The sequence below is a fragment of the Actinomadura roseirufa genome (assembly GCF_900659635.1).
GTDB lineage: Bacteria > Actinomycetota > Actinomycetes > Streptosporangiales > Streptosporangiaceae > Spirillospora > Spirillospora roseirufa.
This window is the reverse complement of record NZ_CAACVB010000321.1, coordinates 1-7,524: the sequence shown is the minus strand read 5'-3', so window position 1 is coordinate 7,524 and position 7,524 is coordinate 1. Positions and strand designations below refer to the sequence as shown.

Below are 7,524 nucleotides of genomic sequence, written 5' to 3'. Positions count from 1 at the left end.
ACGTGTGCTCTTCCGATCTGGGCTGCGCGCCGCCGCGGCCCGCGTCCGCGCCGAGGCGGACTCGCTGGCGGCGCTGATGACCAGCGAGAACGGCAAGCCGCTCGGCGAGGCCCGCGGGGAGGTCCTGGGCAGCGCCCGGATGCTCGACTGGGCCGCCGAGGAGGGCCGCCGGGCCGATGGGAGGGTGACGGCGCGCGCCGCGGGCGGCCCCGGGCTGGTGCTGCGCGCGCCGGTCGGCCCCGCCCTCGCGATCACCCCGTGGAACTTCCCGGCGAGCATGCTGCTCCGCAAGGTCGGGCTGGCCCTCGCCGCCGGCTGCACGCTGATCGTCAAGCCCGCGGAGCAGACCCCGCTGATCGGCACCGAGCTGGTGCGGATCGTCGCCGAGGCCGCCGCGCTGCCGCCCGGCGTGCTCCAGTCGATCACGACCACCCGGCCGGGCGAGGTGGTGGGCGCCCTGCTCGCCGACCGCCGGCTGCGCAAGGTCAGCTTCACCGGCTCGACCGAGGTCGGCCTGGGCCTGCTGCGCGCCACCGAGGGGCACCTGCGCCGCACCTCGCTGGAGATGGGCGGGCACTCGCCGGCGATCGTGCTCGACGACGCCGACCTGCCGGCCGCCGCGGCGGCCGTGGCCGCGGCCAAGTTCGCCAACGCCGGGCAGAGCTGCATCGCGATCAACCGGCTGTTCGTCCAGCGCGGCGCGTACGAGGCGTTCCTGCCGCTGCTGCTGGAGCGGGTGGCGGCACTGCGGCCCGGCCACGGCGCCGACGAGGGCACCACGCTCGGCCCGCTGATCGACTTCGCCGGGCTGGACAAGGTCGAGCGGCACGTCGCCGACGCCGTCAAGCGCGGCGCGACCGTGGCCGCGGGCGGCCGCCGCTGGAGCCCGCCGGCGGGTCACCCGCGGGCCGGGCTCGCCGGCGCCTTCTACGAGCCGACCGTCCTGACCGGCGCCGACGACACCATGCTGATCGGCTCCGAGGAGACGTTCGGGCCGGTGCTTCCGGTCTACGTCTTCGACGACGACGAGGACGCGGTCGAACGCGCCAACGCGACCGACTACGGCCTGGCGGCCTACGTCTTCGGCTCGGGCCTCGCCCGGGTCTGGCGGGCCGTGGACCGGCTCGACTTCGGGATCGTCGGCGTGAACGACCCCGCCCCCGTCCGGCCCGAGCTGCCGTTCGGCGGGATGAAGAACAGCGGCCAGGAGCGCGAGGGCGGCAGCGAGGGCATCGACGCCTACCTGGAGCCCAAGTCCGTTTCGATCAGACTGTGAGGACGGTGCCATGACGATGGGGCAGCAGGTCGCCCGGGTCCGGGACGCTTCGGCCCGCGCACGCGAGCTCGCCGAGCTGGACAACCGGACGCTGGTCCACCCGCACAGCGTGATCGGCGCTCCGGCCGAGCCGCTCGTCCTCGACCGCGGCGAGGGCGCCCTCGTCTGGGACGTCGAGGGCCGCGAGTACATCGACGGCACGTGCGGGCTGTGGCAGTGCCCGGTCGGCCACGGCCGCCGGGAGCTGGCCGACGCCGCCGCCGAGCAGATCGCCAGGCTGGAGTTCTACTCCTCGTTCGGCGACTACTCCAACGAGCCGTCGATCCGGCTGGCGCAGCGCCTGGTGGAGCTGGCGCCGCCCGGGATCCGCCGGGTCTTCTTCACCAACGGCGGCTCCGAGGGCAACGAGACCGCGATCAAGCTGGCCCGGCTGGCGCAGCACCACGCCGGCCGTCCCGAGCGCATGGTCGTGCTCGCCCGGTCGGGCGGGTACCACGGCATGGGCGGCGGCTCGCTGGCCGCCACCGGGATCGACCGGCTCCGCGCCGGGTACGGCCCGCTCGTCCCTGGCATCGAGTTCCTCGGCAGGCCGCACGTCCCGCGCGGCGACGCCGGGGCCGCCGACCGGCTGATCGAGGAGCTGGAGGAGCGCATCGAGCGGATCGGCCCGGACCGCGTCGCCGCGTTCATCGGCGAGCCGGTGCTCGGCGTCGGCGGCATGGTCCCGCCGCCGGAGGGCTACTGGCCGCGCGTCCAGGAGGTGCTGCGCCGGCACGGCGTCCTCCTGATCGTGGACGAGATCGTCACCGCGTTCGGGCGGACCGGCCACTGGTTCGCCAGCGAGCGCTACGGCATCGAGCCGGACATCATCGTCACCGCGAAGGGACTGTCCAGCGGCTACGTCCCGATGGGCGCCGTGCTGCTCGGCGACCGCGTGCTCGACCTGGCCGACGGCGCGCAGTTCCTGCACGGCTTCACCTACAACGGCCACCCGGTGGGCGCCGCCGTGGCGCTCGCCAACCTGGAGATCCTCCGGCGCGAGGGGCTCCTGGAAAGGGCCGAGCGGCTCGGCGGGCGGCTGCTGGACGCCCTGCGCCCGCTCGAACGGCTCGACCACGTCCTGGAGGTGCGCGGCGTGGGCATGATGCTCGGCGTGGAGTTCACCGGAGGCGACACCTCCGCGGTCCAGGCCGGCGCCCGCGCCCAGGGCGTCATCGTCCGCGCCTCCGGCACCAGCATCGTCCTGTCCCCGCCCCTGGTGATCACCGAGGAGCAGGTGGACACGCTCGCGAGGGTCCTGACCGAACAGGTCGAGTCCGCGCGGTAGCACGCCCGGCACCGCCGCCCACCCGGCACCCGCCGTCCCACCCCACCGCAAGACTTGCGCGAATCCCAACGGAGGAGACCGTGCGTCTCAACACAGGCATCAGGACCCGGGCGATCGCCGCCGGTCTCGCCGTGACCACGGCCGCGGCCTGCAGCATCGGCAGCCCGTCGGCCGGCAGTGACTCGCTGACGTTCGTGTCGACCGGGAGCCCGTTCCAGGACTACCAGAAGCAGGCGTGGCAGGACCCCTTCACCGCCCAGACCAAGCTGAAGATCCGCAACGATGGCCCGGTCGACGAGGCGAAGATGCGGACGATGGTCGAGGCGAAGAAGGTGACCTGGGACGTCGTCGACACCAGCGCGGCGGCGGCCGAGCAGTACTGCGGCAAGTACGTGGAGAAGCTGGACTTCTCCGTGATCGACCAGAGCGTGTTCCCCAAGGGGACGGTCGGCCAGTGCGGCGTGCCCGCGTACTTCTACAGCCTGATCTTCATGTTCGACAAGAAGAAGTACGCCTCGAACCAGCCGAAGACGATCGCGGACTTCTTCGACGTGAAGAAGTTCCCGGGGCGGCGGATCGTGCCACCGGAGATCGCGGTGGGGCTGCTGGAGGCGGCGCTCCTCGCCGACGGCGTCCCCCGGGACAAGCTCTACCCCCTGGACCTCGACCGCGCCTTCCGCAAGCTGGAGCCCATCAAGAAGGTGACCACCTTCGCCAAGACGTACGGGCAGATGCAGCAGATGCTGGTCGACCGCCAGGTGGACATGGGCCTGGTCCTGTCCGCCCGCGCCTACCAGGCGCTCAAGGCGGGGGCGCCCTTCGAGCCCGTCTGGGACAAGACCATCGTGAACTGGGACGACCTCGTCGTGCCCAAGGACGCTCCCAACAAGGAGCAGGCGATGAAGTTCATCGCGTTCGCGTCCAAGGCGAAGCCGTCGGCCGACCTGGCGGCCCTGGCCTCGGTCCAGCCGATCAACGAGAACATCACGCCGAACTACAACGAGGTCCAGCAGCGGGTGAACCCGTTCACGCCCGACCGCAGGGCCTCGGTCGTCCGCTCGGACTCGGCGTGGTGGGGCAAGAACTTCGACCGGGTCACGGCGCGCTACACCGCGTGGCTCGCCGGGTGAGGCGACCATGACGACGACCACGACCACGCCGGCGGTGACGGCGGTGCCCACGCGGGGACGCGAGGGCCCGCGTCCCCGCGGCCGGGCGGCGCTGTTCATCCTGCCCGCGGCCGCGCTCCTGCTGGTGTTCTTCTTCTACCCGATCGCCACGATCGTGTGGCGGAGCTTCACCGAGCCCCACGCGGGCCTCGGCAACTACACCGCGCTCCTGCACGACGGCGTCTCGGTCAAGGTGCTGGTGCGGACGCTGGTCACGGCGCTGATCGTGGCCGTGTCCACCCTGCTCATCGCCTACCCCTACGCCTACGCGATGACGAAGGTCGGCGCGCGCGCCCGGGGCGTGCTGACGGTGATCGTCCTGCTGCCGTTCTGGACGTCGCTGATGGCCCGCAACTTCGCCTGGTACATGCTGGAGCAGCGCGGCGGGCCGATCGAGCGGTTCCTCGGCGCGATCGGCTTCGACGGCGTCGTCCTGCTCGGCACGGTGGCGGGCGTGGCGCTGGCGATGGTCCAGGTCATGCTGCCCTTCATGGTCCTGCCGCTGTACAGCGGCATGGAGGGCATCGACCGGCGGCTGCTGGACGCGGCCGGCAGCCTCGGCGCGCCGCGCTGGCGGGCGTTCGCGCGGGTGTACGTCCCGCTGTCGGTGCCGGGCATGCTGTCGGGCTTCTCGCTGGTGTTCATCATGACGCTCGGCTTCTACATCACCCCGGCGCTGCTCGGCTCGCCGCAGCAGTCGCTGATCTCGCAGGTGATCGGCGACCGGGTCAGCCGGCTGCTGGACTTCGGCGGCGCGGGCGCGCTGGGCTCGGTCCTGCTGACGGTGACGCTGCTGGTGCTGTTCGCCGTGTCGCGGTTCGCCGGGTCGTCCCGGGCGCTGGGAAAGGCGGTGGGAAATGACTGAGCCGCCGCGCGACCGGATCAAGGGCGGCAAGGAGGGCGGGCTCGGCTGGGGCCTGCGGACCGCGGTCGCGCTGACCGGGCTGCTGCTGATCGCCCCGACCGTCGTCGTGATCCCGATGAGCTTCTCCGGGGCCGACACCTTCGAGTTTCCGCCGAAGACGTGGTCGCTGCGCTGGTACCGGTCGTTCTTCGGGTCCGAGAAGTGGATGTACGCGCTGCTCACCTCGCTCCAGATCGGCCTGCTGGTGGCGGTCGTCGCGACCGTCCTCGGCGTCGCGGTCGCGCTCGGCCTGACCCGGTCCCGCTTCCGCGGGCTGGGCACGGTCCGCGCGCTGCTGATGGCACCGATGATCATGCCGGGGATCGTGGTCGCGGTGGCGATCTACGGGGTGTTCATCCGCTGGCAGCTCAACGGGACGGCCGTCGGGTTCGTGGTCGCGCACACCGTGCTGGCGCTGCCGTTCGTCGTGACGGCCGTGTCGACGAGCCTGTCCGGCTACGACCGGACGATGGACGTCGCCGCCGCGACCCTCGGCGCCACCGCCTGGACGACCTTCTTCCGGATCACCGTGCCGCTGGTGGCGCCGGGCGTGCTGTCCGGGTTCGCCTTCGCGTTCGTCACCTCGCTGGACGAGGTGGTCGTCGCGCTGTTCCTCCAGACGCCGGACATCCAGACGCTTCCGGTGCAGATGTACAACTCGATCACCCTGGAGATCGACCCCACCATCGCTGCCGCGTCGAGCCTGATGGTGGTGGTCACCACCCTCGTCCTGCTCGTCCCGCAGCTGGTTCGCCGCGAACGGAGGACACGATGAGCCCGACCAAGGACGACGGCGGCCGCGGTATCAGGATCAGGGGGGTCTCCAAGATCTACTCGGGGACGGCCCGCCCCGCCGTGGACGACGTCTCGCTCGACATCGCGCAGGGCGAGTTCATGACGCTGCTCGGGCCGTCCGGCTCGGGCAAGACGACGATGCTGTCCATGCTCGCCGGGTTCGCGTCGGTGACGGCCGGGTCGATCGAGATCGACGGCCGCGAGGTGTCCCGGCTGAAGCCGCACAAGCGCGACCTGGGCGTGGTGTTCCAGCAGTACGCCCTGTTCCCCCATCTGAGCGTGGCCAAGAACGTGGCGTTCCCGCTCCAGCAGCGCAGGATGGCCAAGGCCGACATCGCGGCCAAGGTCGCCGAGGCGCTGGAGCTGGTGCACCTCGGCGACTTCGCCGACCGGCTGCCCGGCCAGCTGTCCGGCGGGCAGCAGCAGCGCGTGGCGCTGGCCCGCGCCGTCGTCTACCAGCCCCGGGCGCTGCTCATGGACGAGCCGCTCGGCGCGCTGGACCGGCGGCTGCGCGACCAGCTCCAGCGCGAGATCGCGAGGATGCACCGCGAGCTCGGGATGACCTTCATCTTCGTCACCCACGACCAGCACGAGGCGCTCACCCTGTCCGACCGCATCGCGGTGTTCAACGACGGGAGGATCGAGCAGTGCGGTACCCCGGCCGAGCTGTACGAGCGGCCGGAGACGCTGTTCGTCGCGCAGTTCCTCGGCGAGTCGACCGGGTTCCGCGGGACCGTCGACCGGGCGGCGGGCGTGCTGCGGTGCGGCCCGCACGCGCTGCGGGCGCCGCTCCTGGAGCCCGCGCTCGACGGGGCCGACGGCGTCGTGGTCGTCCGGCCCGAGCGGCTGGAGCTGCACGTCGAGGCGGGGCGGGTCGCCGCCGGGCACAACCGCGTCGGGGCGACGGTCACCGAGATCGTGTACGTCGGCGACCGGCACCAGGTGGGGCTGCGGTTCGACGACGGCGCCACCGGCACCGCCACGCACCCGGTGGGGCCGCCGCTGCCCGCGATGCCGGGCGAGGCGGTCACGGTGAGCTGGGATCCCCGGCACCAGGCGGTCGTCGCGGATCCCACCGGTTCCTCCGTCCCCTCCCCCGCGGTGGAAGTGACCGCGGACGCATGAACCACGAGAGCCGATGAACCACGACAAGCACAGTCAGCGCACGTCCCCGGCGATGGGAGTCCAGCCCGTGGCACCGCACACCGACGACGGCACCGCGACCGACGCGCGCTTCGCGCGCATCACCGCGGGCGTACCGGAGGTGACCGACGCGTTCACGCGCGACGTCCTGCGCGACGCCTACGGGCTCGCGGCGGTGACGCTCCGGCCGCTGGCGGGTGAGACCGACCGCAACGTCCACGTCACCGGCGCGGACGGCGCGCAGTACGTCCTCAAGATCACCGGGGTTGCGGAGGCGCGCGCCGCCGCGTTCCAGACGGCGCTGCTGGAGCATCTGGCGGAGCGGGACATCGGGTACGCCGTGCCCCGGCCCGTCCCGTCCCGGTCGGGTGAGCGGACCGTCGCGGCGGGCGGCCTGCTGGTGCGGCTGCTGACGTGGGTGCCCGGCGCGCCGCTGGCCGAGGTGCCGCGCCGGTCGGCCGAGCTGCTCGCCGACGTCGGCACGGCGGCCGGGCGGCTGGCCGCCGCCACGGCCTCGTTCACCCACCCCGAACCGCCCGAGCCGCACTACTGGGACCTCGCGCACTCGGGCCGGGCGCTCGCCGACTCGGTCGCGCACATCGCCGACCCGGACCTGCGGGCCGCGGCGGCGCGGATCCAGGCGCTGTACCTGCCGACGCTCGCCGGGCGGCTCGACGGCCTGCCGGTGGCGGTCGTCCACCACGACCTCAACGTCTTCAACGTGCTGGTCCGCCGGGACGGCCCGCGGCACCGCGTCTCCGGCGTGATCGACTTCGGGGACGCGGCGCCGGCGCCGCGCGTCGCCGACCTCGCGGTGCTGGCCTCCAGCGCGATGCGCGGCGCGGACCGGCCGCTGGCGGTGGCCGCCGCGCTCACCGCCGCCTACCACGCGGCGTGCCCGCTCGGCGAG

7 protein-coding genes are annotated in these 7,524 nt (G+C 73.0%); all 7 read left to right on the top strand.

Annotation, left to right across the window (positions count from 1 at the left end; translation table 11 throughout):
* Window positions 1-1,276 (top strand): aldehyde dehydrogenase family protein (locus tag E1291_RS45490; protein ID WP_131742631.1); only part of this gene is annotated, 1,276 nt, incomplete at its 5' end.
* A gap of 10 nt (window positions 1,277-1,286) precedes the next feature.
* A complete protein-coding gene (locus E1291_RS36565) occupies window positions 1,287-2,603 on the top strand; it encodes an aminotransferase family protein (RefSeq protein ID WP_242614603.1) in 1,317 nt (438 codons plus the stop codon).
* Window positions 2,604-2,683: 80 nt separating this feature from the next.
* Window positions 2,684-3,733, top strand: a complete 1,050-nt coding sequence (locus tag E1291_RS36560; RefSeq protein ID WP_165495471.1) for a polyamine ABC transporter substrate-binding protein — start codon at window positions 2,684-2,686, stop codon at window positions 3,731-3,733.
* 7 nt (window positions 3,734-3,740) lie between these two features.
* Complete coding sequence (locus E1291_RS36555) at window positions 3,741-4,637, top strand: ABC transporter permease (protein ID WP_131742630.1); 897 nt, start codon at window positions 3,741-3,743, stop codon at window positions 4,635-4,637.
* The gene (locus tag E1291_RS36550; RefSeq protein WP_131742629.1) at window positions 4,630-5,451 is read left to right on the top strand and encodes an ABC transporter permease; all 822 of its coding nucleotides are present in this window, start codon (window positions 4,630-4,632) and stop codon (window positions 5,449-5,451) included. The genes E1291_RS36555 and E1291_RS36550 overlap by 8 nt, the downstream gene beginning before the upstream one ends.
* Window positions 5,448-6,596, top strand: a complete 1,149-nt coding sequence (locus E1291_RS36545) for an ABC transporter ATP-binding protein (protein WP_131742628.1) — start codon at window positions 5,448-5,450, stop codon at window positions 6,594-6,596. Before E1291_RS36550 ends, E1291_RS36545 begins: the two co-directional genes overlap by 4 nt.
* Window positions 6,597-6,609: 13 nt before the next feature.
* On the top strand, window positions 6,610-7,524 hold a 915-nt coding region (locus E1291_RS36540), incomplete at its 3' end, for a phosphotransferase (RefSeq protein WP_165495470.1).

What these genes read in the sequence shown, in the direction of transcription:
- E1291_RS36565 (WP_242614603.1), top strand. Translation starts at nt 1,287, where the DNA reads ATGACGATGGGGCAGCAGGTCGCCCGGGTCCGGGACGCTTCGGCCCGC.
- E1291_RS36555 (WP_131742630.1), top strand. Translation starts at nt 3,741, where the DNA reads ATGACGACGACCACGACCACGCCGGCGGTGACGGCGGTGCCCACGCGG.
- E1291_RS36550 (WP_131742629.1), top strand. Translation starts at nt 4,630, where the DNA reads ATGACTGAGCCGCCGCGCGACCGGATCAAGGGCGGCAAGGAGGGCGGG.
- E1291_RS36545 (WP_131742628.1), top strand. Translation starts at nt 5,448, where the DNA reads ATGAGCCCGACCAAGGACGACGGCGGCCGCGGTATCAGGATCAGGGGG.